Origin of the sequence: Geomonas limicola (genome assembly GCF_014193675.1) — a bacterium.
Lineage (GTDB): Bacteria > Desulfobacterota > Desulfuromonadia > Geobacterales > Geobacteraceae > Geomonas > Geomonas limicola.
The window spans coordinates 706,341-732,320 of sequence record NZ_BLXZ01000002.1 but is presented as its reverse complement, the minus strand read 5'-3'; the positions used below and the strand labels follow the sequence as shown (position 1 = coordinate 732,320).

Genomic DNA, 25,980 nt, shown 5'->3' with positions numbered 1-25,980 from the left:
AGCAGTTGCCCCCCTCCCCCTCCTGTCCTCCCCCTTGAAGGGGGAGGGACGCACTGCAGAAGCATCTGCGCGAACCAGATTCCCAGATAAACCAATAAGAAAAGGCCCCTGGCAATGCCAAGGGCCTTTGTTTTTCTACCAAGTTCGACGCTGAGGATCGCCCGCATCGGGTCCTGCTTCCTTCCGAGAACGGAGTCCCGTCTCACCAGTAACAGCCACCTTCGATGGTCTCGAAGCCGGGAGGGCGTTCCTCCGGAAGAGGACGCACCCAGTGCTGGTTTCCGATGTCCCCCCAACGCTTACCGTTGACCCCGAAGAGCAATTGCGTGGCCCCGCCCAGGTGAACCGCCTGCTTGCCGAGACGCTTGGCACGGGCCGCCAGCGGGAACCCGTAAGCGCCGCAGCCGATGATGGCCACGTCGAACTCGGTCCGGGCCATCTGGTCGGACATATGGTCGAGGGCATCGAACCAGGTCCCGAAGGGGCTCTTGGTATTAAAGGCGATCGATTGCACCGCAGTGATGGTTTTCAACTCGAATTCCGGCAGTACGCGGGGGTCGTCGAACAGGAGCTCGCGTTTCTGGTACTGTGCGGCGATGCTCTTGGTAAACGGGTGAATGACCAGCACCGTTTTTCCCGCCAGAGCCTCGGACCAGGGATTGGCGTGACGATAGGGCTGGAGATCGTCCAAGCCGATCTTTACCGCAGAGGCGAGTTGTGTCTCGAAGACCCGTTCGCCGCTCAACCAGGAACCAAGCACGTCGACGTAGTGCATGTCGTCGATGAGCAGCGCAGCGAAACGGTCGTAGAGTTTTTCGTCAGCAGGGAAGAAGCCAGCATTGCGGGTGAGTCCGCGTGACAGGCACCTGTCCCACCAGAATTCCGGATACTCCTGGCAGATGTAACGCCACGCCTTGCGGGTCCAGGGCTCCGGCAGTTGCGCGAAATGGTAGGCGAGTGCCGCAGTAAGCTCCCCGGAGCCGAAGCGTGCGATCATCGCAGGTTTGCCCGCGAGAAGTTTCTCCTTGATCAGATCAGAGGAGGACTGGCCGGTGACCTGCACATTGTCCGAGGAGAATCCCGCCGGGCTCTCCTTCTTGTACCGGGACTTATGGATACTGCGCAACATGTGGAGGATTTCAGCAAAAACGACGTTCACAACGACTCCCGGGTCGACGAAAGAATATAGAAAAACCTGCTCATGGTACCAGGGCCGGGAAGCACTTTCATAGCCAACCCCGGACCTTTTTACCGCCCCACTATAAGAAAAAGGACCGCTTTGGTCAAGGCAGCCGTTTCCCCGCCCAAGGTACCCGACGCTGACGATTGTCAGCCCATCTTCACAACTCGTGCATCGTGATCAACAGCTTGTACATCGCTCTTCACAGCTTGTGCATCGCGGTCTACGTGTTGTACATCGCTCTTCACAGCGTGTGCATCGCGGTCTACGAGTTGTAAATCGCTCTTCACAACTCGTGCATCGCGATCAACAGCGTGTACATCGCTCTCGAAAACTCATGCATCGCGATCTACGGCTTGTGCATCGCTCTCGAAAACCCGTGCATCGCGGTCTACGGCTTGTGCATCGCTCTCGAAAACCCGTGCATCACGATCAACAGCTTGTGCATCGCTCTCAACAACTCGTGCATCACGATCCACGGCTTGTACATCGCTCTCGAAAACTCGTGCATCGCGATCAACAGCTTGTGCATCGCTCTCAACAACTCGTGCATAGCGATCAACAGCTTGTACATCGCTCTTAACAAATCGTGCATCAAACAAAAAGGGGGGAAGCCGAAGCCCTCCCCCCTCGCTGTCTGGGAAAAATAAAGTTGCCAACTAAGCTATCGTTGTATTTCAGGCAGTTGAAGCAAACTCGGCCTCGGTCGAAAATAAATAATGTTTCCTACTGAATTTGCGCATCACCACAGATTAGAGAGAATAAAGTTTCCAACTATACCGTTGCCACTGAGCTTGCTGACAAATCAGTTCGACTTGGGGACGTTACCTAGAGGTTCTCGCGACGCCGTCTCAACCTGTGCCAATCTTTCCTCTTGTAGTCTTGCGAGCGCCTTTGATCTAACGTCTTCTCTATTCTCTGCGAGGTTGTTCAAATTGTCAATTAGCGTGACAAGTAGGAATTCCACACTAGCCTTGTCCGGGAAATGGCGCTTTCTGAAGAGCACAAACACCTGGCCACCTATCTCAAAGCTACCACTACGCTTCCGGTTGTAAACCCACAAGCAATTGTAGAGTTGAGTTGTCCCGACGCCGAGGCAGTTAAAGTCATTTGGCGAGATTACCAAGAAGTGGTTGTCTCGAAGGAAAGCCTTCACCAACTTCTCCGGATCAGGGGGGAGACTCCCAAAGCGCGAGTGCCTTGGAAAATGGTAAAGTCCTCGGCCAACCTTTTCTGGGCGCTTGGCATTCACCAACTTGATCAACTCACGATCCACACCCTTGACTGCCCTCGCAAGGTCGGATCGCCGATATACGCCACCTGGTTCCAACAGTGATAAAAGGTTTCCTGTCGTATCCATGGTTCATTCCTGCCCCAATCGTCGGCGGGGGCTTCAAACAGCTCGTGTGCCACCTGTAGCAACATGGGCCTAAGAAAATTGAATCCACTCCGGAATACCGCAGTGATAGTTGGGAAGTTTATTTAACAGTTATTGACTTTATTATATTCAAGAGAGAACCAATCTATAGTAAAATGTCGTTAAGTCGTGCAATTTCACTCGTTGACCAGCTTATAATCAACAATCCGGCGCCAGTAATTTGATTTTTTCAAGGCATTGCAAAGAATAAAGTATCCAACTACTGTCACGCCTGAAGCGGTTCGCTCAGCACCCGTGTTTCTCTATGGCTCGAGCCACCATTGCATTTCCTTATCACCGGCAGCACCATTTTCTGCCATTCAGTTTATGCTTCGATCTGGATCTGCCTGAAGGTTTCACTGCATTGGAGGGCAGCACTCCTTCGGTCGCCCATGTCCACGAGGAGGTCTAGGATACGGAGAAATTGTTGACCTAAGGCTAATGGCATTGGAGTCTCTCGGTCCGAGAGGTACTGAACCAAGGAAGCAATCCGTGCAGGGAGGACCGAGTTGTGCCAGCCTACCAAGGACGGTCCACCACCATCCATGACGTGCAGAACCTGATCTGCAAATAGGGCAGCGGGATAGACCTCCTTCGATCGCTCACAGAGCGTGAGGAAATGATACATTATGGTGGAAACCCAGCCAACAGCTCGAATGTAACGATCCACGACCGGTAAAATTCGATCAATTTCCTTCCAGTCCCCATTCGCATAGCGGGCTGCACCTGGAGCGATCCGCTCCACGCTCACAAACATTAACGACTTGACCAGACGAGGCAAATGAAAACCATGGAAGTCACCACTACGATAGTCTCCTGGCAGAAATGAGGGAGCTTCCAAGGACCGGTCGAGGCACTGCATCAACAGCTCTACCCCGTCTGGTGGCACCTCCTCCGCGTCATAGAAGTACATGCGGATGTAAAGGTCAACAAGTGGTGCGAGAAGCTCCCAACACTTGTCACCGTTTAAGGCAAAAATGGGGTCAAGAAACCGGGCCTTGACCTCAAGCAGAGGGCACAGCCCTGCCGCCTTACCGATAATTCTCCCCAATTCGTTTTTCCATTCATAGAGTTTGTCTCCGCTGTCCTCACGCCTTCCTTTTTGTGAGGGAGGAGACAGTTTAGAGATCGTCCATTCTAGTCCTCCAGCAAGGAAGTCGAGGAGCTTGGAACCACCAGGGCCTGAAAGGTACCTTTTCACTGGAATTTGCTTGATCACCTCAGCCGCATAATGATCGTACCAACGTGTTGGAGAAGCGGCCCATCGTTCCTCGGTAATTTCGGGTAAACCAGACGGTTTTAATGACCCTTCGCTCCGATCCTTGGTTTCGTGCGCCTTATCCCTACCCTGGACCCTGATCCATGCGGGAGCGGGCAGAGGGAGAGCAATCCAGTCTCCGGGTTCCTCGTAGAAGCCAATTGCTTCTTCAACTGCCGAATGAACTCTGTCCGGTGAGTGAATACCTTCGGAGATGTCCCGTGGTTCGGACCGTGGTGGCAGGACACATAGGGATAAGGCAAGGTACAAAGCAGACCAGCCAATCTTTTGATCCCGAGCATGAAGTCCCAGCGCAGCCTCCAAAGCTGCGAGAGAGACTACCTCCAGCGGATGAGCGACTATGGTAAGTAATTTACGTGGGGAGTCTGGCTCCGCAGTACCATTATCGATGTCCGCCGCGAGCCCTCTTGCTACAAAGATGAGATGGTGCCACGGAATGACCGAGCGAACGGACCAGAAAATGCTCCGAACCTCCGGCGCTGTAAACGCGCGATTGACAGTCCTACGAGCCCACGCGAGATCTGCCTTTGTCAAAGCATTTGGGCAATTAAGTGCAACAGCGGCAACGACGGCAACTGCACCGCGGTGCATATCAATGTCCCCAGCTTCATTTTCAGTTGCATCAAATATTTCTGGAGTGTCAACATCCCTAGCAAAGTCAACGGCATCTTGAAGACTGAAGCTTTCGGCCAACGCACCGGATTCGAAGTATTTGGAGCCCCAAACCCAAAGGCTGTTTATACGAAGTTTGGTGTAAGCCTCCCCCGCTTGCGCAATACGTTCAGGCGTCAAACGACTAGGGCTAACATGCACAACGCCAACCTTTTCAGGGTCGTTGGTTTCTACACGTTGATAATTTTGTATTTCTATTAGCTCAGCCAACTCCTCTGCCTGGCAGGTAAGGTCCTTCGCCGCCTCAGAATCCTGCCGTTGTTCCTCAAACTCAAAGGCTGGTTTCTTCGCCAAAGCAGAAATGGCGGCTTTGATACGAGTTGAGAACTCATCACCCCCGAGAAGGAAAAATCTCGATATAACCGAGTTCAGTTCCCGCTGGCGAAACTGACGGTCATTGATCCTCTTCACTGCCTCAATATGAGGCCAATCTCCTGGGTTAGTAAACCCTATGAGTCCAGACATTTTATCCGTCAGGTCGTGCTGCCAACGGTCATGGTCTGCTGATAGCAGACGCTGAGATGTAACAAGTGAAAATATCCCTTCGGTCATTGCTTCAGATTCTATGGCTATAGCAGCAGCTGCCCCCAGAGCAGCGATGCACTCATTTCCGGCCAGCATCTGACGGATTAGCTCATCAATTTCGCGACCACGTTCAACCTCGCTAAAAGCCCATTCTTCTAGCGAGAGCAAAGCACTGGCAATTGGTTTCGGAGCCCACATCCCGCGGCACCAGAGGTATTCGCGATTGTTCCCCCAGAAAAGCTGTTTGCCCCAGGGGAACTGGATCTCAATTGGAGCAGGAGTAGCTTCTTCAGATGCAAGCTTGTACAATTGTTGCCAAGCGGTCATGGCATGGTTGCATAGACCGGCAAGAAGCCGGAGGCCCTCCTCGGGTGCTAAGGTAAACAGAGAGTGGAAAGGCTCACGAAGTGGTGACGGTGGGAAATATGCTCCGATATCGTCTTCTATCGCCAGATTCTCCCACTCAAACCGATTGAATGAATCCACTCCAAATGGGATGAATAACCCATCTAAAGCCAGATCATCCTCACGGGTACGCTCCCCCGGAGGTTTCTCTTGAGCGCGGTTTCGTTGCTCGATAGCCTGTTCGTATTCCTTCAGTTCTCGCGCCTTCTGCTCCTCAGGAAGCTCGCGCAGCATATGTTTGAGAGTCAACTCAACAAGCAACATCGGATGGGAGCGCGCAAGAATCGGTGAAAATGTCACCACCTCTGCAAACCTTTCACGCCGCAAATCGATCATATTAATCAGGCGGTTGAGGTATGCCTCTGTGAGATCCGGCCGCACCTCAGCGGACCGAAGAATCAGTCTAAGCAATGAGCTCGTAAAATCACCTAACTGAGGGCCGAGAGGCGCCCACCTAGAGGGAATGGGAGAGGGGCGGCGAGAGGCACTCTGCTCTGAAACCTCTGCAAGCCAAGCGGAGACTTGGTCAAGAAGTGCAGAGGAGATCGGATTCTTTGACCCAGCAAGCGCATTTTGCCAAACTTCAAAGATTGACAACACAGCTGGGTAGAGGGTAATTGGAATCGCAGAGATGCGCGTCAGAAGAAAGAAGATGAACCTAGACCATGACTCAAAATCGGAAGGCCAGCCAAGGAAATCGGCCACTCGGATACGTTCATCCTGAGGAAGGTCACCCTTTAAGATCACAGGATTCGGCATAGTCCGCTCAGCTTGGAACCAGACCAACAGTTTCTTTAAATAGTAGTGATCGTTCGCCTCCAGCGCAGGCCAGTAAAATATTTCACCAGTTCTGAAGCTAGGTGCGGCAAGCGGGGCTAATAGCCAGGATCGCGTCCATTGCGACCGCATTAGAGCTTGGTCGAACTTACCGAGCGTCTCGGTCCAGATCGGGCCCTGGTTGAATTGCCATTGCGAAAGCAACTCGACGGATCTAGCAATGGCCGGCGGTTCGCCGCAAGCACGGACCTCACTCAACCAGTCTTCCGCATCTGATAGGGCATGGAAATAGGCCCACTCAAAAAATATGTCGTGGGAAAAACGAAGGCTATGTCCCCCCCTCACATATTGAAGAATGCCATCTCTGATAAGCTGGTCAATCACCGCTACGGTCGGTGTGGACAGTTCGCGGATGGTGAGTTCTCGTTCGAAGTGCCTGGCACGTTTTGAGCTCAACTCGATGATGGAGCGCTGGCGTTCCAACGCGGACTGCCCAGTGGAGTCATAACCGCCTCTGTTCCACCAATTCTCGAGGAGGTCTACTTCTGACTGCGGTAGGAATCCCTCATCACCAGCATGTGAACCAAAATTCTGGTTTAGGATCTTGGCAAAGAAGGGACGCCGAACTATCTCCTGCACCTGTTTGGCTGCAAACAGCAAGCGACGCAAATGCGGCTGTTCCTTCGCCAGTATCTCACTTTCCTCGTCATTAAGGGGTCCAACCTCAACAGTCTCGATACTGACAGAAGCGAGCACGTTACCCAGCCAATTTCGTAGTGGTTCGATGCCGGTGTCACGCAAGGTAACAACAATCCGCATATTGTCCAAAAGCGGGTCAGTTATTACCGTCCGAACGATATCAAGAACGACAGCCTGATGAGGCTTTTCGACTCTGTCGACGCCGTCGATATATATCGTCCTTGAGCCGGCAGCAGCTATTTCTACAAGGAGGTCTCGTAGCGCAGCGTTCGAAAGTCCATTTGCTGTAGCGAAGCTTGCCCATCCAGTGCCGTCTAGCCGACCGGATTTCAAGAAAAGAACAGGACCTCGGGCCAGATCGGCCTCAACACAGCGCCGGAGAAGAACAGATTTGCCACTGCCGGGCAACCCGCGGATCTGTACCCATCTACAGGAATCCATCTTCGAGGCGGTTTCAAGTTTGAGCTCGTGGCGTTCTAGGCGAGTGCCACCAACATCATCTTCGATGTCAGCTAGCCACTGTTTCGTGAATACCTCAATGCGCTCCAAGTCCTTTCGGAATGAGGGCCCCACGGCGACTCGGAATGAGTGAGAAAGAATGCGAACAAGACTTGGGCGATCGAAAACAGCTGAACGCCCTGCACCTTCACGCACAAGAGCCGTGAGTCGGTCCCATAAAGCTGAGGGGTGCGAGGGATCGCTAGTCAGCAGACATGACCTTAGAGTGTTGAGTGCGAGTGGGAGGCCTATCTGCCCCTCGTGAAGAAAGTCGAATTCTATTAGAACAAAGTGGGCAAGAAAATCCATCAACTGGAGGCCAGAACAGGCTGATCCCTTGGCTTTCTGGATCAATGATGAAATATCATTCTTGATGTGACGAACTGCGGCGCTGGCATTGCCGGTTGGGGAAAATCGTGCCTCGAATTCAGCTAAGGTGGTGCTTGATCTGGCGAGTTCGCAGAGGGTCCTAAGGTCTCGCACCTTATCTGTTGCGACCTCGCCAACAGCTGCCCCGAACCGATCAACACCCTTGCGGAAGTTATCCTTGGTGAGGGTGTGCCAGCAATCGCGGATGATTTCATGGAAATTTGTGTTGGTTATGGCTGCACTGATCGTGAGCGCGCGCTTCACCTGAAGACTGAGGCGGGCGAGGTCGCCCTGAGTCGAGCTAAAATCAACAATGACATCGTCAAGAGGCTCTCCAACATCACGCTGTTGAAGTGCGACCCGGCAGACGATTCGGTCAGCAATACCGGGCGCGAACCCCTGTTGGAGGAGGGCAGCGAGATAATTCGCGGAAACCCTATCCTCAAAAGTGAAGCCACTGCCGCCCGCAAGTTCAGGAGATTGACTCAAAATGAAGTATCCCTCTGTATTACCTTTTTTTGGTTACGTCGCCTGTGGGGACGAGCCCCCTTGTTAACCTTTCTTCCGTCGTTTCTGATGTCTATGTTCTGCTTTTAAATACGACTCGAACATTGTAGGACTATCTTCTCCACAACCGCGGTAAAAATCACCAAATCGGTTACTCCTACCCCTGTGTTTCCGGCCGAATAGCCTAGCGAACTCACCTTTAAACGCCTCAGCAGTTTCCCATTCTCGATCATGATCCTCTTTCTTGTCATAGTCTTGTTGCCAAGGCCGACGGCCGTAGGCATCGAAAGCCTGAACACGCTTATCATCATAACCGAAAAGAATCTCTGAGGAAAAGCTTACTTCTCGGGGATCTGGCATAAAAAGATAACCTCCCCCGAGCCTATCCCAATGTTGTGTCCTGAGACGGCGCTCCGGGTACAGCCACTCTTTATCTGCCGCAGCGATATACCTCCACGCACGTTTTTTTAGAACATAATTGATTTCTATGACCTCCTGCTCTGCCAGCTGTCGGCCAACCTGAATTTGAGTGTAATTGAAAACTGCCGGCCTGAAAAGCTGAGGGTTTGGTCTCTTCAGGACTGGGTTTCCGTAGGGATTGCGAACCCACGACAGGTTCGTAAGGATCAAAATTTTATTAGAGTCCAGAGGAAACAGCGTGTGAGTGGCAGTAAGCCATATAGCAGGGTCATGACACCCCTTACACCATTTTGACAAAGGAAAGCAGTCTTTATTGTAAACAGTTACCGGATGGTCCGTTACTATAAATTTTGTGGGGGAGGAGGAGGCATCTGCAACTGCCCACACACATTCCATCCAAAGAGCACAATGCATCTGCTGCCACTCCTGGAGCGCAAACAAAACTTGATTTTTGTCATTAAGTCTTACAATCTCTGAAAGATATTGCAGCCCCTTTGGGGTCCGCAGTTTCTGCACCGACATGTACGGCAACATGGTCCTCAAGGCTTCATAGCTAACGCTGTCGTGGTTGTAGGAGGAAAAATATTCTACAGCACTGCGCCCTGCATTATCTATTTTCCCAAAGAACTTCTCCTCAATTTCGGTTGATTCTAAGGTCCCAAAGCGGGTGGTGTAGAGATCATCGAGATAGAAACAAAGATTCGGGCCCCACTGATGCAGCGAATTTCGTGGGTACCTATGCCCTGTCGGAGTCACTACCGTGTCTGGACGCATGTCCAAATAGAAAAAACGCTGTCCTTTTGACAGGAAGCGTTTTTGGTACCACTGCGGTACGTAATGATTCCGGCGATAATCAGGCATACCGCTTCACCACGAGTGAGTTGAAATCAGGGGAATGCTGCCTAACCGGTTCTGTCCCAAGGAACCGGTAGCAGTTTGTGAGGATAAAGACTTCCGACGGTCAGGTCAAGACAGGAGAATTGATCTCTCTGACTCCGTCAATTGGGAATTGGAATTTTTCATGTAAATCCCATTACTGGATTAAAGAGGATCGAGTGGTTTGGGCACGCCGGCTCTCGCACCACCAGATCGAGCGAGTCAGAGCAAAGGACAAAGCTGATAAGGATGCCTACATCGCGGCAGTAAACTGGCAAAAGGCGCAAAAAATCGAGGCCGAGTCACTGTTGCGGAGACTCTGGCGCAGATTTGTTGACTGGTGTAGATCATAGCCAGCCCTTAACGACAACGGCAGCCGCTACGCTAGTATCCCGAGCGTAGCGGCTGCCGTTGGTTTCCCAACCTAATATTCACCATTTCAAATTCATCGAGTTAAAGGCACGTCCCTTCCCTTTGCCTTGTTTCAGCTTAGCTTCCATCGAAGCCTGTTTTCATAGCCAGACTTACATGGGCGGCGGATTGGCAATCATGTCCGCATTGAAGCTGTTGATCAGCGCATGTTCGCCAGGGCCGGGATTTGATCGCAACATACTGACAGCATCTACTATTACTTCCGGAATTTCTGTTGCCAACCCCAGCATGGTTTCGGCAACGAAGACATCGATCGGCATGGCGCGGGGATCGTCACTTTTTTTGATCAGATCAGTGTTCACCCAGGGTGGTGCGATTTCCTGAACGGTCACATTCGTGTCGCGCAGCATGAATCGTTGAGACAATGCATAGGAATGCAGGGCCGCCTTGGTCGCGGAATAAACCGCAGATGGAGCCAACGGAACATAGGCCAAGATCGAGGTATTATAGATAATCGTGGCGCGAGGCTGTCGCTTTAGATGTTCGATCAGCGCCGAAGCCAGCCAGATCGGCCCCAGCAGGTTGGTATCGATCAGGCGTCGCGAAACCGTTTCGTCAATTTGCCCCCCCGCGTCGTCAAAGGGCATGATACCCGCATTGTTGACTAGCACATTAAGAGTCGGGTAACGAGCGATCAGGGCTTGAGCCACGGCATGGATGCTGACCGGATCGGCCACATTCAGCTCTAGGGCCTCCATGCCGGGATTGGCCGCAGTGACCTCGTCGAGCAAAGCCTTGCGGCGACCCGCGATGATGACTTTGTTACCCAGCTTGTGGAATGCCTCGGCAAGACTTCGACCGATCCCGGAAGCGCCGCCTGTGATAAATATCGTGTTGTTGTTCAGTTGCATGATGTGTCCTTTCTTTTTGGTGTGTTTGGAACGTGTGCAAATTCCACCGTCCATTCGAGGTTGAAAGTTTATTTGTCTGATTGAACTGCCGCGTACACCGCGAGCAATCGCCGATGCTGGATGCCCGACTTAAAGTTGTCCGTGGACTATGCCGGCACATGGTTCGTTATCACATCGGCAATCAACCGGTCGCTTTTTCCTAAGACGGTAGTGCGCACGACGTTGACCTTTTTGCTCCTCTTGACAAAAGTAGCGACAGCCCGCATCGTCCCGACTTTCTGGTTGCCGGTAAAGTTCGCGTTCAGCGTTATGCAAAGAGGAAAACCGACCATGCCCTCGGTTGGACGTGAGGGTCCCAACACCAATATTGTGGCGGTGACATCCGCAAACCACAGGATTGCACCCGCATAGACCGAGCCATAGGGATTTAAAATGCCCGGTTGAATGGGCATTTCGGCAACAACCTTCTCAGGTGTTTGTTCCACCACAGCGAATTCGATATTTCCTCCAATTTTGATCTGATCCATTTAGTTCTCCCGTGGGCAGGGACTCATTCCGCAGACGGTACTGAGTTCAGCCAGGTTGCGGAGATATTCGTCGGTGCAGGGTAGAGCCACCGCTAAGATTCCCTGTTAAACACGCAAGCAGTCCCATTTGGCTTGAAGCATTTGTTGCAGGAAATGCACAGCGCACGACCGTAGTCCCCTCCCTTCCAGCGCTCAACCAGGTTGGGCTCGCGGATCAGCGGTCGGGACAGGGAAACTGCCGAAACCCCGCTTTCCCGGACAATCCTGGTCATGGCGTCGAAGTCGCGGTTCCCCCCAACCGCAATCACCGGAATCGGGAGTTCCAGGGCAAGTTGCTCCGCATACACACCAAAATACTCATTTTCCTTTCGGCACGGCCCCATGCTTGGCGGTGACGACACATACCCTCCGCTAACCTCGATGGCGTCAATCCCCAGGGTGACAAGTCCTTTGCAGATGAATCGGCACTCCTCGAAGGTCATCCCTTGCTCTATGAAGTCTTCACTGTTGATCTTGACCAGAACCGGGAACGACGGTCCCACCTTCTCGCGTACTGCACGGCAGGTTTCAAAAATCGCACGCCCCCTGTTCTCTATGGAGCCGCCGTACTCGTCGCTGCGTCGATTGTAGTAGGGGGTCAGGAACCTGCTCAGCAGATACCCGTGAGCTAAGTGGAGTTGCACCGCGTCGAATCCGGCCTGTTTTGCTCTGCTTGCCCCCATCGCGAAGTCCGCCTGCATGCGGGCGATCTCTTCCCGGCCCATTTCCCGAGGCGTCTTGTTAAAGACGAGGTCTTCGACGGCACTGGGACCCCAAACCGGTTTTTCCCCAGCGTCGTGGTAGCTCTGGGACCCTATGCAGGCGAGCTGTAGGATGATTGCGGCTCCGTGCTTGTGTACCGCATTAGTCATGATCCTATAATCGGGGATGAAAGAATCGTCACGGATGGACATCTGGCCGCTCTCAAGCGGTTCCGAGTCGCTTACCGAGGTAAGGCCAGTGATCATGGCTCCCACTCCTCCTTTGGCAAGATCCTCGTAAACCTTGTAGAGCCTCGCCGTCGGGCGCCCTTGCTGGTCGGAAAAACCGTCGTAGGTGGCGGAACGGACAATACGGTTTTTTAGCTTCATTCCGGCAATGGTGATTGGATCGAACAGAGTCTTCATTTTAGCTCCTTTGTACCTAGAAGATGTGAAACTGCGGCTCTAAAGGATTTGCTGCCCTTTTGTTTATTTTGGATAAAACGTATCAATGCAGCTGACGCGTGTGGTTACCGCCCTGAATTTGTAGTTACTACTCTACTCGCTTCCTCCACCCAGCACTTTGTAGAGCGTGATCTGATTGGCGAGCCGTGCAAAGACGACGCTGATCAGCCCCAGCTGGGCGCCGTACAGCGAGCGCTGCGAATCCAGTACGTTCAGATAGCTGCTGTAGCCGCTGTCATAGCGTGCCCGTGACAGCCGGTAGCTCTCGGAGGTGGCTTCGGTGAGCGACTGTTGCGCCTGTAGCTGTTCTCCCACCGTCCCGTTTTGGGCCAGAGCGTCGGCTACTTCCCGAAAGGCGTTCTGGATCACCTTTTCATAACGGGTCAGATAAATATCCCGGTCGAGCTCGGCCGCTGTCAGGCCAGCCGTGTTCCTGCCGTAATCGAAAATCGGCAGGGTGAACTGCGGGGCAAATCCCCAGGCAAGGGAGCCGGGCGAGAACAGTCCGGTCAGTTGATCGCTGGATGTTCCAATGCTGGTATTCAGGGTGATACGCGGAAAGAAGGCGGCCCGGGCCGCTCCGATGTTGGCGTTGGCAGCCTTCAAAAGCAGTTCGGCCTGCATGACATCCGGACGACGCTGGAGCACCTCGGACGGCACTCCGGCCGCCAGTTCCCGCAGAGTTCCCACAGCATCGAATCCGGTGGGCAAGAGCTCAGTCGGAACCTGATCGCCAACAACCAGGGTCAGCAAGTTTTCCTCCTGGGCTACCAGGGTGGTGTAACGTGCTACATCCACCCTGGCTGTTTCAACGCCGGTCTGGGCCTGCCGCAGGTCCAGTTCCGACGAGGCTCCGGCGGTAAAGCGGCTCTGGACCAGCCGGTAGGAAGCCTGTTGACTTTCAAGGGTGTCAAGAGCCAGTTTCAGCCGTTCCCTATCGGCGGCCAGGGCAAGATAGTTGTTGGCCACCTCGGCTACCAGGCTGATCTGAACGCTCTTGCGCGCCTGTTCGGTGGCGAGATACTGCTCCAGGGCCTGATCTTTCAGACTCTGGACGCGGCCGAACAGATCGATCTCGTAGCTGCTCAACCCAAGGCTCAGGTTGTAGTTACGGGCAATCATGTCTTGCCCGCTGGGGGATACAGCCGCCGGGAGCCGCTGCACCGCGCCACTGCCGGCGGCAGCGACAGTCGGCAACATATCGGCCCTCTGTATCCGGAACTGGGCTCGCGATTTTTCCACGTTCAGCGCAGCCACGCGGAGGTCACGGTTATTGGCCAAGGCGAGACCGATCAGCTTTTGCAGTTGCGGCCCGACGAAAAAATTGCGCCACTTCAGATCTGTGGCAACCGCTTTGCCGGACACCGAGGTGTTGTTCTTGTAGGCCGGGCCGGTGGGCCAGGCGGCTGCCACCGGCGCTTCGGGCCGTCTGTAGTTGGGTGCCATGCTGCTGCAACCGGCCAGGCAGACGATGACGATGCTCAGGATTACAGTTCTACGGAACATGCACGTCCTCCTTCCTCTGCGCCGGTTTGGGGATGCTTTACTTTGAAACAGATTGCGTAGAGCGCCGGCAGGAAGAGCAGGGTCAGAATCGTACCGACCCCGACTCCGCCGATCAGCACATAGGCCATTGATCCCCAGAAGCTGGAAAACGTCAGCGGAATAAAGGCAAGCATGGCAGCCACGGCGGTCAGAACGACCGGTCGAGCCCGGCGTACGGTTGATTCCACGATGGCATCGTAATCGCCCAGTCCCGCTTTCTGGTCTTGCTTGATCTGATCGACGAGAATCAGCGTGTTGCGCATAATGATGCCCGCCAGCCCGATCAATCCCAGAATTGCATTGAAGCCGAACGGCTGATGGAATAGGAGCATGGTCGGCACAGCCCCCACCAGGCCAAGCGGAGCCGTGGCAAACACCAGAAACATAGCCGCAAACGACCTCACCTGAATCATGATGATTACCAGCATAAGCAGCACCATTAGAGGGAAAAGCTTGCCAAGCGCCGTATCGGCCTTCTTGCTCTCTTCCACGGAGCCACCTGTTTCTATGCGGTATCCCACGGGAAGGGATGCCTTCAGCTTTGCCAGCTTGGGAAGAATCTGGGCCGTTACATCCGGTGGTTGAACTCCGTCGACAGCATCCGCCTGAACAGAGATATACGGTTCGCGGTTGTAACGTTTCAGTAGCGGATCTTCCATACGGGATTCAAAATGTGCCAGTTGCGACAACGGGATCGCGCGCCCGTCTCTGGTTGTCAGGGAAACATTGGCCAGGTTTTCCAGGCTGTGGCGTTCGGAACCGGGAGCGCGAACTACGACATCGACCGAGCGGATACCGTCCCGCATCTGCGTGGTGGGCGCACCGTTTAAAATAGCCTGTAATTGAAGCCCGGTTTCCTGCGGCGTAAGGCCGAGCAGGCGCAGACGATCCTGGTCAAGCACCAGACGCTGGCTCGGAGTCAACTCGCCCCAATCCAGATGTACATCACGCACGTTCGGATTTCCCATCATGATAGCTTTTGCCTCACGAGCAATCCGGCGCAGTTCGTTCGGGTCCGGCCCCATGATGCGGAAGAGCACCGGAAAAGGCACGGGCGGGCCGAACACGAACTGTTTCACTCTCACCCGCGCTTCCGGAAACGCACCCTGGTCAACGCGCGTGCGCAGCTTTTTCTTGAGCGCATCACGCGCTGCCGAGCTTTGGGTCAGCACCACGATCTGGGCATAGGCCGGGTTGGGCAGTTCCGGATTCGTCGGCAATATGAAGCGTGGCATACCCTGGCCGATATAACTGGTGACCAGGCTGGCCTCCGGCTCGGCCATAATCGCTTTTTCGATGTTTTTCGCGGTTTTATCGGTGGCGGCAAAGGCGCTGCCCGGAGGAAGGTTGACGTCGACCGTCAATTCCGGGCGATCCGAGTTGGGGAAAAACTGTTTTTCAACAAACCCCATGCCGACCACGGACAACATAAAAAGCACAACGGTAACCCCGGCAGCGATCCATTTATGATCGACCACCAGCCGCACCATATGGCGAAGCCGCCGGTAGTTCGGCGTGTTATAAATGGCTTCATGACCTCCCGCAATCGGCTTGATATTGGGCAGGAGCTTGACGCCCAGATAGGGGGTAAAGATGACGGCAACAAACCACGAGGTGATCAATGCGAATGCCACTACCCAGAATATGTTGCCCGCATATTCGCCTGCCGTTGATTTGGCAAAGCCGACCGGCAGGAAGCCGACTATGGTAACCAATGTGCCGGAAAGCATGGGGCCGGCCGTCGATATCCAGGCAAAGGTCGCTGCCTCGATTCGATCCCAGTCCTGTTCCATTTTGACCACCATCATCTCAATGGCGATGATGGCGTCGTCCACCAGCAGTCCCAGCGAAATGATCAACGCCCCCAGGGTGATTCGGTCAAAATCCCTGCCAGTGATCAGCATGATGACGAACACGGCGGCAAGGGTAAGCGGCACAGCGGCAGCCACGACGATTCCGACCCGGAACCCCATCGTTGCCAGGCTCACCACAATGACAACGGCAAGGGCAACCACGAATTTGAGCATGAATTCGCCAATGGCCTCGGAAATGACGTGGGACTGATCCGATACCTTTGACAGCGTCAAACCAACGGGCAGTTCCTTGCGAATTGCCGTCTCTTCGGCTTTCAGCAGGTTGCCCAGAGTTAGACCGTTGAAGCCTTTTTTCATCACCAGGGCCAGGACGAGCGAAGGCTCTCCCTGGTTACGTATCTGCTTTGAAGCCGGATCTTCATACCCTCGGATCACCTCGGCCACATCGCCGATTTTCAGCAGTTTTCCGCCGCTTGCCACCGGAATCGCCTTGACGGCTTCCACTCCGTTGAGGGCGCCGTCGAGCCGCAGATAGACACGCGGTCCAGCCGTATCCACAAAGCCTGAAGGAGTCACATCGTTTTGGGTTTGCAAGGCACGAAACAAATCGGTCGCCTTTACGCCAAGCGTTGCCAGACGTTTATAGGAAATCTCGACATAGATTTTCGGATCCTGCTCGCCAAGAATGGTGACTTTCTCCACGCCGTCTATCCGGGAAAAACGCTGGCGAAGCGCTTCCGCCTCAAGCACGAGCTGGCGGTGGGGCAGCCCCTTTGCCGACAGCGAGTACATGGAGAAATACACATCGGAAAACTCGTCGTTCAGAATCGGGCCGATCACGCCCTGCGGCAGACGGATCTTTTCGTCACCCAGCTTTTTTCGTGCCTGGTAGAATTCCTCCGGAACGTCCTTGGGAGCCGTAGTGTCTTTCAGATAGAGTTTCATCAAGATCATTCCGGGGGAAGCGACGGTTTCCACCCGGTCGTAATACTCAAGCTCCTGGAGACGTTTCTCCAGCCGATCTGCCACCTGCTCCTGCATTTCCCGTGCGGTGGCCCCAGGCCACAGGGCTGTTACCGTCATGGTTTTCACTGTGAACTTGGGGTCTTCCGCACGTCCCAGGTGCAGGAAGGCATATACACCGGCCGCCATGACGGCAATAATCAAAAACAGGGTAATGGCGCGTTCGCGGACTGCGAACGCGGATAGATTGAAGTGGGTCATGTTTACTGCTCCTTCGCCGGGACGGAGAGGATAGTTACTTTTTCCCCTTCCTTGACGAGGTGAGCACCGAGCGCGAGAATTTGCTCTCCCGGCCTGAGGCCCTTGCTCACCAGCGCTGTCTCACTGCCGAGCTTCGCCACCTCGACCGGTCGTCGCGATAATGTCGAGGTATTGGAATTAATCACCCACACACTCGTGCCGGTGCCGCCGTCATACAGTGCGCCTACCGGAATCGTGAACTGCTGCATCGTGCCACGGGCGATCTCTCCATCCAGGTGAATCGTCACTGTGGCACCGAGAGGAGCGCTTGCCCCGACACCACCCAGTGTGTAGCGTGCCTGGTAGGTTCGGGTGAGAGGGTCGGCCATAGCGGATAATTCGCGCAGCCTAGCAGTGAAGCTCTGAGCCGGATCGGCATAAAGGGAGGCGATGGCCATAGATCCTGCAAGTTTCTCATTCCCCTCGGGAAGGTTGACCACTGCTTCGCGTGCACCGTCCTGAGCGAGGCGAACCACCACAGTGCCCGCACCCACGACCTGTCCGACATCGGCAAGGGTCTCTGTGACGATGCCATCTCCATCGGCCCGGAGAACGGCGTAGCTAGCCTGGTTTTCCAGTTGTTTCGAGTACGCAATAGCCGAATTTAGTTGTGCGGTTGTTGCGTCTGCTGCTGATTTGGCCTGTTCGTATTCCTGTACCGATACCGCTTTCATAGCGACGAGCCCACGTTGGCGCAGTTCATCGGCGAGGGCGCGTTTGTTCTGTGCCCGGGCCGCTTCGACCGCCTCTCTGGCCGCTGTTGTGGCCAGACGCAGGTCTGTTGGATCAAGTTGCATCAGAGCCTGTCCGCGTTTGACGTGTTCTCCTGCCTTGACGAGTTTCTCTATAATCTTGCCGGGCACGCGAAAACCGAGATCGCTTTCCGTGCGAGCGTGAATCACTCCGGTATATTCCATCGAGTAACTCCCGGCAGACCCCACCGTAAAGGCGCGGACCATACGAGGATGGGCCGCATCAGCAGGCAGTGGTTTCTGTTCTTTTCCAAAAACAACGCCGAAGGCAATAACAACCAATAATCCCATGAGGAGTGCTATGCGATACCTGCTTGGCAAGCTGCTTAACTTCTTCGATACGGCTGTTTTCATATACGTTCCTCACAGTTATCTTGTCGTTATCCGATTCGCCTCTGATGCACAGACGGCACACACCTAGACCGGTCTACGTAATAGCTGATAAAAAAATATGGACTCATCACGGTTCTGACGATTGGGCACGCTGCGATGCAAGGAACGCACAAATAGTGGTCGCCAATGAAGGCGACGGACAGACACACTGGCTGTTCAGGAGCATTTCATCGCATCGGTTTTACCCTCATTGTTCAATGCACCGGCAGGGCAGTCGCTTACACAAAGGCCACAACCGGTGCAGGGATTTTTCTAACGGTGAAATCCGGCGCAAGGTCCAGCTTCGTGAGTACGGCCGCGAAAACCCATATTCAAGGCAGTACCCCACATTAACTCTTTCCACCGCCCCGGGCCTAGACCGGTCTACTTAATTCAAGTCCAAAAAATGTACTTTTACTGCCCCTCTCTCCGGGAAAGAAAGACATCGAAATACAGATGTATGAAATTTTTTAACGGTTCCGTGGACTTTTTGACCTTAGATCGGAGCAGCGCCCCCTGGAAAGATGAGATCAGATTTTCCGCCAGCATTTCCACATCCATATCCGCGGGGATGGTCTGTTCCTTTTGTGCCCGAAGAAGCAGCCCTGACAACTCCGTTGTCCAGCTTTGCAGTGATTGCTCAAGGCGTTGCCGGACCTTTTCAAAGTGATCCGACATTTCCAGACCCAGGTTGCCAAGCAAGCATCCCTTGGAGCAGTCATTGTCTTCAAAAACCGACATTATGGTTTCAAAGCTTTTTTTTATGCGCGCCAACGGTGGCAGGGATTCAGAGTTGAATATGGGTTGGAGAATTTCCACCCGATCCGCGAAGAATTGGTCGATTATCTCCAGGGCAAAATCCTCTTTGCTGGAGAAGAAGTTATAAAACGAGCCCTTGGGGATGTTTGCCTTTTTCAGGATGGCTTCAACACCGGTAGCATTGAATCCTTTGCTTAGTACGATGTCGAGCCCGACCTTAACGATATCTTCTTTTTTATGTACTCGTTTCATTGCTCCAACAATTAGACTGATCGGTCTAACATGTCAAGGGATATTTTCGTTTGAGGGCATCCCCTGCGGCAGAACATAACTTGCCGCGCAACTAAAGCGGCTCCCGAGTCGCTTCCAACCACTCAGCAGAAAGGTCGTTTTGCTCACAGTGACCAAGGCACCATCGGGTGTACTTTAGTCTACGCGGTGGGCCGCATCCTGCCCAGACCACTCGATCAGGCAGTTTTAGCGCTAATGCAACTCCACAGCGAGCTTAGGAAAGGGGGTGGTAGCATCTACAGAGGTGATTGCCGCTCCAAGCCATGCAATGGTCTGCCCGAGATGGCTCATATTCCGCATAGCCTCCTCGTCGTCGAGTACCTCGCTTTTGTCGCACCCCACGCCCAGGTTCCAGTATATGGAACCCGGGACAATCATAGAGGACGTGAGGAACATATGATTGATGGTGTCGAAGACATTGGTTGCACCACCGCGCCGGACGGCAACGACCGCGGCTCCGATCTTGCCACTGAACGCTCCGCCATTGGCCAGCGCGACAAAACCGGCTCGATCGATCAGAGCCTTTAGTTCGGAGGTTACATCAGCGAAATAGGTCGGGGAGCCCAGGATGATGGCATCGGCTGAGTACATCTTTTCCAGGCAATCGTTGACGACATCGTTCTCAATAATGCACCGTCCATTCTGCTTTTCGACGCATTTCATACAGGCAAGGCAACCCCGTACCGACTTTCCACCTATCTGCACATACTCGGTGCTCCAACCAGCGGCTTCCAGTTGTTCGAGCACTTTCTTGAGCAGGATTTCCGTATTGCCACCCAGCCTGGGACTTCCGTTAATAGCTATAGCTTTCATGATTTTCCTCTTTTTGTAAGTGATGCTCATTGGCACGATGGTTATGACTTCTAGCAGCCGTAATTGGTGGGTTACTCAGGGTCGCCCGCATCTTCGTGTAACCTGACGACGACGATGTGTGTCACCGTATCCCAGGCGTTGTGAATCGCGATCAGCAAGAGGCCAAGCGCCGCAGCTGCGATTGCGAACAGGGAGATCAAGCAGGTGGCTCGCAGCAACAGTGCGGCCACCATGAGTGCGGCATAGGTGCTACACGGGAAGAGTGCATACCAAAGCCAATCTGCTCGCTCCGGTTGGTAATAGGTCTGGCGACGAGCACGGCGGATCACGACCACGCCGTAACCAACCCCGCTAAGGCCGCACAGTGCAAGCGTGATCGTCATAGGGAAGAGCGACGGCCAGGGAAGGCTCATAATTGAGGAGACCAGCAAGGCACTGGCTAAATGCACCACAGTCGGCGTCCCAAAAGCGCTCACCGTCTCTTCTGTAGGAGGTCGACGCTGGTTGGCCAGCAGTGTCACCACAATAAACTGCATGCCGATAAGCGCCGCTGCGGAGGATCCGACGATGACGTAAAAGCTCTGCCATGCAGACAGCACGGTACTCCCAAGTTCATTCACGGAATGACCTCCTCTTGGTCGATAACCTCACCTCGCCTTGTGAACGCCTAGACTTCGACGCATCGCCAACCCTGGCGTCGTGGCCAGTTTTACGACCAGGTCCGCAACACTCTTGCGTGATACCGATTGGTCGGCGGCTTGAAACGGTGTGCCCTTGTCGGTGGTGTCGTAGCTGATCTCCTCCCTGTCGTTCAACCAGGCGGGCCTCAGGATGGTGTAGTCAAGGTCCGAGGCCTCGACGACAGCTGCTGACTTGCGGTACGGGTCCAGGATGCTGCCATGCCGCTGGCCGGGGACTTCGTCGTAGATGCCCATGGAACTTATGAAAATCAAGCGACTCAGTCCAGTGGCCTTCATGGTCTCGACTATGTTCCGGGCCATCTGCTCCAACGGTCCGGCGAGGTTGGCATAAACAACGTCCTGACCAACCATGGCAGCCTCGAGCCCTTTTCTATCCAGCACATCTCCCTCGATCACGTCCACCCGGTCCGCAGGAAGCCCCTGCAATCTCCGAGCTCGCCGCAGATACAGAGTCAGGTGGACATTCGGGTGCTCCAGGAACAGGGTAGTGGCCACACGGGCAATCTCACCGTTGGCGCCTAGGATCAAGACTTTAGTCATGAAGTATCTCCTTGACGTTAAATTGTGCGGCATAACCCAAGTATGCTCAGAGCCATGCCGTTCCTCCAGCTTGGTTTCACCGGAGTGGTGATGTCGACAGGGGTCCCCAATGCGGCCTCTGTATCGCACCACGGTTCTCACATCCCGAGTTTTCGCAACCAATCTGAAATTTGGGATTGTGCTCTTTTTGCTTCTTTTCCTCGAACCGCCAAGCCTTCGAGTATCGTGGCGTTTGGACAAAGTCTGGCAATATCCGCGGCGCTTTGTCCCAAGCCGGTTCCTTCGTGGGTAATAAATGGAAAGATCGCTTTTCCTGTTAAATCACACTGGCTCAAAAAAGTCATAATTGGTGGAGCCACCGAGTTCCACCAGTTGGGTGATCCTACAAATAGGATGTCATAGGACTCTATGTTCTCAATATTTGTCATCAATAGGGGTTTATATCCCGTCATTAGTTCCCGCTTCGCTTGGTCCACAACCTTATCGTAATCCTGAGGGTACGGGTCTACCGGAACGATCTCGACTAAATCGCCCCCCAGCCGCTCGTGAATCTGGCTGGCGCATTCCCGCGTGTTGCCGGAGTGAGAAAAGTAAATGGTTAACACTTTCCAGTTACCGGTTTTTGCCTCGACCCTGCTTCTCATAATTGCTTTATTCCTTGCGCTTAGGTTAATCAAACATAACAATCAATAATTCATCCTTCATCATCACCCCCTCGTCAGTCTCAGGGACCGTGATGTCGTGTATAGTTAGCCCGCAAGGCAACTCAGACAGGTTCTATCAGCGCGGCAGAACTTCTAGTTCTTTAGTGGGGCTTCTTGCCCCGACATTTCCAGCAACCCTTTACGCAGCCGTTCCCCGTGCACTACAATTCTCGAAGCAGCATTATTGAGCTCGCCTAGTTCTGTCGGTGTGAAATTTACTGCAAGTGCTCCGAGGTCCTCATCCAAATGCCGGAGGCTCGTTGTTCCCGGTATGGGCACGATCCACGGTTTTTGGGCCAGCAGCCAGGCAAGGGCGATCTGTGCTGGGGTGGCTTCCTTACGCCGCGCCCATTCGCGTAGCAGATCGATCAGGGGCATGTTTGCCTTGAGCGCTTCAGGGGTAAAGCGCGGATTGGTCAGGCGATAGTCCGTGTAACCGGGTTTATCAAATCTGGTTTTTTCATCAATGGCGCCGGTAAGAAAGCCAACGCCAAGGGGGCTCCAGGCAACCAAGCCGATTCCGAGCTCCTCGAATATGGCGAGCTCTTCTTTCTCCGGACCTCGCCACAGTAGCGAGTATTCGTTTTGCACAGCTGTGACCGGCTGGACGGCATGTGCACGGCGCAGTGTCTGGATTCCCGGCTCGGAGAGGCCGAAATGCTTCACCTTTCCTTCCGCTATGAGGCCTTTCACGGTGCCGGCGACATCCTCGATAGGAACTTTGGGATCGACCCGGTGCTGGTAAAGTAGATCGATCGTTTCGACCCGCAGGCGTTTTAGAGAAGCCTCCACGACAGCCCTGATGTGCTCCGGACGGCTATTCAAGCCCCCTGTGCGTCGCCCCGTCAGGTAATCGATGTCCCAGCCGAATTTAGTGCCGATCACCACCTTACCCTTGAAGGGAACGAGCGCTTCTCCTACCAGTGTTTCGTTGACGAACGGGCCGTAAACCTCAGCCGTATCAAAATAGGTTATGCCTCGATCCACGGCTGCATGAATGAGCCGAGTCATTTCGCGTTTGTCCCTGGGCGGATTGTAATTGCCGCTATTCATACTCATGCAGCCCAATCCTAGTGCCGAGACTTCCAGCGATCCGAGTTTGCGGCGGGCAAGTGCCTTGGGTTTCGATGGAGCACTGAAGGCGATATGCGGGAGCATTGCGGTAGCTGCCACCGCCAGTCCTGCCATAATGAATTCACGGCGATCAAGGCTAAAGCTGTCGTTCGCATTTTGCTTGTTGATTGAAGTCTTGCTCATACACGTTTTCTCCTTTCACCTGTCCAGCTCTACCTTGGATAGTCAGATTTTATACTTAAAAAAATCCGGAGCGATAGACCGATTCTCTGCAATTCTTGCTCAATAGTGCGAGGGTGAAGACAACCTTTACACTTGTTCATGGGGTGGGAGGGAGAAGTTACGGGGAGAACTACCTTTGGAAGCTCAGACCATATCATTGTCTGGTGGACCATACTCAGCGAAGGCGGCCAAATGGCCGTCTTCGCTGTTGATCAGCATAGATAGGTCGAACAATCGAAGATAACGCGCCAGCTTTAGTTCAACATGGCACTGATTAGAAGTTTGGGAACATGGGTTGTGTATTACCGTATGAAGCTCCCACGTGCGATTGCCTTATAGTGCAGTACGCAGGACTTCGACAATGTCCTTTTCGTTCATCGGAGGACGGCCCAAGAGGTTCCCTTCTTCGTCATGCACCACGAGCGCAGCATCCTTGGCGTACTGCTCGAAAAGCTCGTCGCCGATACCCACCTCAGCCAGGGTCGTGGGACAGCCGATTTCCTTCAGGAATAATACGTAAGCGTTAATGCCCTCCATGGCTAAGGTCAGGTCGTCCTTACCGTCGGGCGTCAGGCCAAACACCCTTTGGGCAAACTGGGCGAAACGCTCGGGACGGGATTTGGCGGCAAAACGCATCCAGGCCGGGTTGACGATAGCCAGGCCGGCGCCGTGCGTGATGTCGTGGTGGGCAGAAAGGGCGTGCTCGATCATGTGCACCGGGGGAACCATGTGGACACCCGCCTGAACCCAACCGTTCAGCGCGACGATGGAGGCCCACTGCACCTGGGCGCGGGCTTCCAGGTCGGTGCCGTCGGCCACGGCTTTTTTACCCCATTCAATGGCGTTGATGATGACGCCTTCGGCAAACCGGTCCTGGATGGGGGTTCCGTCAACGCCGTTGAAGTATCCTTCGGTCACATGGGTGATGATGTCGCAGACACCGTAGGCGGTCTGATCCTTCGGCACGGTCAACGTCAACTCCGGATCAACCAGGGCGACCTTAGGGAAGAGGCATTCGGTCGACACAAACGATTTCACCTTCGTTTCATCGTTACTGATGACTGCTCCGCAGTTCATTTCCGAGCCGGTGGCCGCAAGGGTCGGAACCGTGATGACCGGCAGAGCCTGTGTCGGAATTGCCCAGTTTTCCTGTCCGTGGGCGATCAGATTCCAGGGGTCGCCGTCATAAAGGGCTGCCGCCGCGATGACCTTGGATGCGTCCATGGCACTGCCTCCGCCTAGGGCGATGACCACGTCGCAGTTCTCCTTGCGCGCGATGTCCGCACCCCGTTTCACCGAAGTAATCCTAGGGTTCGGTTCGATACCGGAACACTCGACTGCCGACACACCCGCAGCCTTCAGGCTTTCCATGGCACGGTCAAACACGCCGCTGCGCTTGACGCTGTTGCCACCGGTCACGATCAGAGCTTTTTTGCCGTACTTGCTTGCTATCTCCCCAAGTTTTGCAAGGCTACCGGCCCCGAAGACAAGGCGGGTTGGATTATAGGCTTCGAAATTCATGTTTTCTCCTTGTTTGACTTCTTAAAATTCTCCAGAAGTTGTATAGGCTGCTGTTTAACTCACGTAGCGGTAAATTCCCGACGCGTTTGAGTGGTTTTCAGACAAAGGCTGTCACTCTTTAGGTTTCAGCGGTCCATAAAAAAAGGATGCCGTGGCACCGCCGTCGACCAGAAAATCGGCACCGGTGATGAAGGCACCCTGATGGCTCATGAGCAGTTCGGCGACATTGGCAATCTCATCGGCCGTTCCGGGGCGACCAGCCGGGCAATTAGCGAACATATTTTTGTAAAAATCGCCCCGAGGACCGTTGAACTCATCAATGGCGAGCGGGGTGACCACGATGCCTGGAGAGATCGAGTTGATGCGTGCGCCTCTCTCTCCCCATTTGACGGCCTCTGCCATCACACGTTTCACGTTGCAGCGTTTCGACATTTGATAGGCGTGCAGGGTGCTTTGAATGTTTTCGGGTTGCAGGACATCGAGAGCGAGCAACTCCTCGGTGGGTGTCGTTGCAAGCTGTTCATCGATCTGGGCGCTGAGGGCAGGCATGCGGTGCCCCGATTGGCTTGAGATCGTAACCCCGACACCGCCTCGCTTGATGACCTTGCCTACCTCCTCCAGTAGGATGGCGGTTCCATAAAGGTCCACCTTCAGGATTGCCTCAACGGGAGCCTGGCTGGGGGAGAGCCCCGCCGAGTTGATAAGCATGGAGATCTCGCCGTGTTTTTGTGCCTCGGCAATCATGTTCAGGATGGAGGCCCGTGACGACAGGTCCATCTCAAAGGGAACCACTTCGAACCCTGCATTTGTCATAATTTGGGCCACAGCTTCAGCATTCTCCATCTTGTAATCGCCGACTACGATCTTCATTCCGAAGCCCATTCTGCGGGCGATGGCCATGCCTATCTGCCCGGCACCTACCAAAATCATGACGTCTTTCATTTGTAATCCTCCTTGTGTCCTTTTCTAT

General features: G+C 54.0%; 20 protein-coding genes and 1 pseudogene. 1 reads left to right on the top strand and 20 read right to left on the bottom strand.

All coding sequences use genetic code 11. From position 1 onward, the window contains the following. Window positions 1–202: 202 nt before the first annotated feature. The 5 genes from H7688_RS06915 to H7688_RS06895 form a co-directional block, all read right to left on the bottom strand. Window positions 203–1,129 (bottom strand): hypothetical protein, encoded by a 927-nt coding sequence (locus tag H7688_RS06915; RefSeq protein ID WP_183360319.1) that lies wholly within the window; start codon window positions 1,127–1,129, stop codon window positions 203–205. 386 nt (window positions 1,130–1,515) lie between these two features. Next, window positions 1,516–1,839 carry a hypothetical protein gene (locus H7688_RS06910; RefSeq protein ID WP_183360318.1) on the bottom strand — a complete coding sequence of 108 codons (324 nt, stop codon included), beginning with the start codon at window positions 1,837–1,839 and terminating at the stop codon, window positions 1,516–1,518. A 146-nt stretch (window positions 1,840–1,985) separates the two neighbouring features. Next, window positions 1,986–2,540 (bottom strand): hypothetical protein, encoded by a 555-nt coding sequence (locus tag H7688_RS06905; RefSeq protein WP_183360317.1) that lies wholly within the window; start codon window positions 2,538–2,540, stop codon window positions 1,986–1,988. Window positions 2,541–2,922: 382 nt separating this feature from the next. Then, a complete protein-coding gene (locus H7688_RS06900) occupies window positions 2,923–8,085 on the bottom strand; it encodes an NACHT domain-containing protein (RefSeq protein ID WP_198424461.1) in 5,163 nt (1,720 codons plus the stop codon). Window positions 8,086–8,373: 288 nt separating this feature from the next. Next, a complete protein-coding gene (locus H7688_RS06895) occupies window positions 8,374–9,609 on the bottom strand; it encodes a DUF4238 domain-containing protein (RefSeq protein WP_183360315.1) in 1,236 nt (411 codons plus the stop codon). Window positions 9,610–9,686: 77 nt separating this feature from the next. Between H7688_RS06895 and H7688_RS22905 the strand changes: the two genes are divergently transcribed. Continuing rightward, window positions 9,687–9,977, top strand: a complete 291-nt coding sequence (locus H7688_RS22905; protein WP_371873160.1) for a ubiquitination-like system serine protease family protein — start codon at window positions 9,687–9,689, stop codon at window positions 9,975–9,977. 171 nt (window positions 9,978–10,148) lie between these two features. Here H7688_RS22905 and H7688_RS06890 read toward each other — a convergent pair whose 3' ends face one another. From H7688_RS06890 to H7688_RS06820, 15 genes and pseudogenes are all read right to left on the bottom strand, one after another. Next, window positions 10,149–10,907 (bottom strand): SDR family oxidoreductase, encoded by a 759-nt coding sequence (locus H7688_RS06890; protein WP_183360314.1) that lies wholly within the window; start codon window positions 10,905–10,907, stop codon window positions 10,149–10,151. Between the two features lie 146 nt (window positions 10,908–11,053). After that, the gene (locus H7688_RS06885) at window positions 11,054–11,434 is read right to left on the bottom strand and encodes a PaaI family thioesterase (protein ID WP_246329729.1); all 381 of its coding nucleotides are present in this window, start codon (window positions 11,432–11,434) and stop codon (window positions 11,054–11,056) included. A 92-nt stretch (window positions 11,435–11,526) separates the two neighbouring features. Further along, a complete protein-coding gene (locus H7688_RS06880; RefSeq protein WP_183360313.1) occupies window positions 11,527–12,600 on the bottom strand; it encodes an NADH:flavin oxidoreductase in 1,074 nt (357 codons plus the stop codon). Window positions 12,601–12,732: 132 nt separating this feature from the next. Then, complete coding sequence (gene adeC / locus H7688_RS06875; RefSeq protein WP_183360312.1) at window positions 12,733–14,145, bottom strand: AdeC/AdeK/OprM family multidrug efflux complex outer membrane factor; 1,413 nt, start codon at window positions 14,143–14,145, stop codon at window positions 12,733–12,735. Further along, on the bottom strand, window positions 14,127–17,222 hold the full coding sequence (locus H7688_RS06870; protein ID WP_183360311.1) for an efflux RND transporter permease subunit: 3,096 nt from the start codon (window positions 17,220–17,222) through the stop codon (window positions 14,127–14,129). Before H7688_RS06870 ends, adeC begins: the two co-directional genes overlap by 19 nt. A 2-nt stretch (window positions 17,223–17,224) precedes the next feature. Continuing rightward, a complete protein-coding gene (locus tag H7688_RS06865) occupies window positions 17,225–18,367 on the bottom strand; it encodes an efflux RND transporter periplasmic adaptor subunit (RefSeq protein WP_183360310.1) in 1,143 nt (380 codons plus the stop codon). A gap of 195 nt (window positions 18,368–18,562) precedes the next feature. After that, window positions 18,563–18,655: pseudogene (locus H7688_RS22900) on the bottom strand (4Fe-4S binding protein); the annotation flags it as partial. A gap of 144 nt (window positions 18,656–18,799) precedes the next feature. Next, window positions 18,800–19,396, bottom strand: a complete 597-nt coding sequence (locus H7688_RS06855; protein WP_183360309.1) for a TetR/AcrR family transcriptional regulator — start codon at window positions 19,394–19,396, stop codon at window positions 18,800–18,802. 231 nt (window positions 19,397–19,627) lie between these two features. Beyond that, a complete protein-coding gene (locus H7688_RS06850) occupies window positions 19,628–20,248 on the bottom strand; it encodes a flavodoxin family protein (protein ID WP_183360308.1) in 621 nt (206 codons plus the stop codon). 71 nt (window positions 20,249–20,319) lie between these two features. Next, window positions 20,320–20,868 carry a hypothetical protein gene (locus H7688_RS06845; RefSeq protein ID WP_183360307.1) on the bottom strand — a complete coding sequence of 183 codons (549 nt, stop codon included), beginning with the start codon at window positions 20,866–20,868 and terminating at the stop codon, window positions 20,320–20,322. 27 nt (window positions 20,869–20,895) lie between these two features. Continuing rightward, complete coding sequence (locus H7688_RS06840) at window positions 20,896–21,489, bottom strand: NAD(P)H-binding protein (protein ID WP_183360306.1); 594 nt, start codon at window positions 21,487–21,489, stop codon at window positions 20,896–20,898. A 137-nt stretch (window positions 21,490–21,626) separates the two neighbouring features. Next, entirely contained in the window at window positions 21,627–22,133 is a 507-nt protein-coding gene (locus H7688_RS06835) for a flavodoxin (protein WP_183360305.1), read from the bottom strand. A 153-nt stretch (window positions 22,134–22,286) separates the two neighbouring features. Further along, on the bottom strand, window positions 22,287–23,450 hold the full coding sequence (locus tag H7688_RS06830; protein WP_183360304.1) for an aldo/keto reductase: 1,164 nt from the start codon (window positions 23,448–23,450) through the stop codon (window positions 22,287–22,289). A 372-nt stretch (window positions 23,451–23,822) separates the two neighbouring features. Further along, the gene (locus H7688_RS06825; RefSeq protein WP_183360303.1) at window positions 23,823–25,010 is read right to left on the bottom strand and encodes an iron-containing alcohol dehydrogenase; all 1,188 of its coding nucleotides are present in this window, start codon (window positions 25,008–25,010) and stop codon (window positions 23,823–23,825) included. A gap of 111 nt (window positions 25,011–25,121) precedes the next feature. Next, window positions 25,122–25,952, bottom strand: coding sequence for an SDR family oxidoreductase (locus H7688_RS06820; RefSeq protein WP_183360302.1), 831 nt, complete (start codon window positions 25,950–25,952; stop codon window positions 25,122–25,124). Window positions 25,953–25,980 lie beyond the last annotated feature (28 nt).

Coding starts and splice junctions, on each gene's coding strand:
- H7688_RS06825 (WP_183360303.1), bottom strand. CDS start 25,010: ATGAATTTCGAAGCCTATAATCCAACCCGCCTTGTCTTCGGGGCCGGT.
- H7688_RS06890 (WP_183360314.1), bottom strand. CDS start 10,907: ATGCAACTGAACAACAACACGATATTTATCACAGGCGGCGCTTCCGGG.
- adeC (WP_183360312.1), bottom strand. CDS start 14,145: ATGTTCCGTAGAACTGTAATCCTGAGCATCGTCATCGTCTGCCTGGCC.
- H7688_RS06870 (WP_183360311.1), bottom strand. CDS start 17,222: ATGACCCACTTCAATCTATCCGCGTTCGCAGTCCGCGAACGCGCCATT.
- H7688_RS06830 (WP_183360304.1), bottom strand. CDS start 23,450: ATGAGCAAGACTTCAATCAACAAGCAAAATGCGAACGACAGCTTTAGC.
- H7688_RS06855 (WP_183360309.1), bottom strand. CDS start 19,396: ATGAAACGAGTACATAAAAAAGAAGATATCGTTAAGGTCGGGCTCGAC.
- H7688_RS06915 (WP_183360319.1), bottom strand. CDS start 1,129: ATGTTGCGCAGTATCCATAAGTCCCGGTACAAGAAGGAGAGCCCGGCG.
- H7688_RS06895 (WP_183360315.1), bottom strand. CDS start 9,609: ATGCCTGATTATCGCCGGAATCATTACGTACCGCAGTGGTACCAAAAA.
- H7688_RS06840 (WP_183360306.1), bottom strand. CDS start 21,489: ATGACTAAAGTCTTGATCCTAGGCGCCAACGGTGAGATTGCCCGTGTG.
- H7688_RS06880 (WP_183360313.1), bottom strand. CDS start 12,600: ATGAAGACTCTGTTCGATCCAATCACCATTGCCGGAATGAAGCTAAAA.
- H7688_RS06905 (WP_183360317.1), bottom strand. CDS start 2,540: ATGGATACGACAGGAAACCTTTTATCACTGTTGGAACCAGGTGGCGTA.
- H7688_RS06835 (WP_183360305.1), bottom strand. CDS start 22,133: ATGAGAAGCAGGGTCGAGGCAAAAACCGGTAACTGGAAAGTGTTAACC.
- H7688_RS06820 (WP_183360302.1), bottom strand. CDS start 25,952: ATGAAAGACGTCATGATTTTGGTAGGTGCCGGGCAGATAGGCATGGCC.
- H7688_RS06865 (WP_183360310.1), bottom strand. CDS start 18,367: ATGAAAACAGCCGTATCGAAGAAGTTAAGCAGCTTGCCAAGCAGGTAT.
- H7688_RS06885 (WP_246329729.1), bottom strand. CDS start 11,434: ATGGATCAGATCAAAATTGGAGGAAATATCGAATTCGCTGTGGTGGAA.
- H7688_RS06850 (WP_183360308.1), bottom strand. CDS start 20,248: ATGAAAGCTATAGCTATTAACGGAAGTCCCAGGCTGGGTGGCAATACG.